Annotated in this window: 2 protein-coding genes; both read right to left on the bottom strand. The window is 55.9% G+C overall.

What is annotated here, in order from left to right; all coding sequences use genetic code 11:
- Nucleotides 1-557, bottom strand: a 557-nt coding sequence (locus EVJ24_RS15470) for an IS3 family transposase (RefSeq protein ID WP_236637691.1), incomplete at its 3' end; no start/stop codon positions are given.
- On the bottom strand, nt 554-1,027 hold a 474-nt coding region (locus tag EVJ24_RS15160; RefSeq protein ID WP_131441802.1), incomplete at its 5' end, for a helix-turn-helix domain-containing protein. The genes EVJ24_RS15470 and EVJ24_RS15160, both read right to left, overlap by 4 nt.

The following is a 1,027-nucleotide window of genomic DNA, read 5'->3' as shown; positions in this document are numbered from 1 at the left end:
TCAGAATGGAGGATCGGCCTTCTATCGCTATCGAGTCTCGCGATGGCTTGGTCCAACATCTCGCCGATGAATGGATACTTAGGCTTATCTGACATCGTATAGGCGATGATTTCACGGTTTGCCAGGTCCATCATCGGTGAGAGATAGAGTTTCTCCCCGAAAAGGTGGAACTCGGTGACATCGGTCACCCACTTCTGGTTTAGGCCTGTGGCCTGGAAATCCCGTTCGAGGAGGTTCGCTGCGATCGTTCCGACCTCTCCCTTGTAGGAACGATATTTCTTCATGCGGACGAGGCACTTGAGACCGAGCTCGTCCATAAGACGCAACACTGTTTTCGGGTCGTGCCTGAAACCTTGGCGCTCGAGTAGCGCATGGATTCGCCGATAGCCACAACGTCCTTCGTGTTCGTGGAAGAGGGTCCGGATCGCTTCCTTCACGTCCGCATACTTGTCATCGGCCGTCAGGCGCGTCCGCCAATAATAGTAGACGCTTCGAGCCATATCGAGCACCTGAAGGAGCCCCGGTACAGGATAGGTGGCCCGCAGCTCGTCGATCACTTGGGCCTTGATCCCGTTCGTCGCGCTTCCTCTTCTTGAACCAAGGCTTTCAATTTTTTTAACGCTGCGTTCTCCATCTCGAGGAACTCGACCCGTTCCTTGAGCTTCTCGACCTCCGTCATCTCTTTGGGCTCCTGCTTCTTCCGTCTCGGCATCGGGGCACGTCCTTTCGGCTTGGCGGACAGGCCCTCGGGCCCCTCCCGTTCGTATGTGGATCGCCAGTTGGAGATCATCCCGGGAGAGGACAGCCTGTACTTCAGGGCCGCGTCGATCAGGGACAGCCCGTTGTCCGCCATATCGTTTAGTACCCTTAGTTTAAACGCCGGCGAGTGGGCTGTATAGGACGGATTGAAGATCGTCTCGCCCCAGCGCTCATAGAGGAGTGCCCATTGACTGACTTTCTTACGGTCCACCCCGAACTCTTTTCCTAACGTTGTGCATCCGTCTTTGCCCGTCAAGTAGCGTTCGGC

Origin of the sequence: Exiguobacterium sp. SH1S21, from assembly GCF_004337175.1 — a bacterium.
GTDB lineage: Bacteria > Bacillota > Bacilli > Exiguobacteriales > Exiguobacteriaceae > Exiguobacterium > Exiguobacterium aurantiacum_A.
Note: the sequence above shows the minus strand (reverse complement) of the source record. Positions and strands in the feature narration are given on the sequence as shown.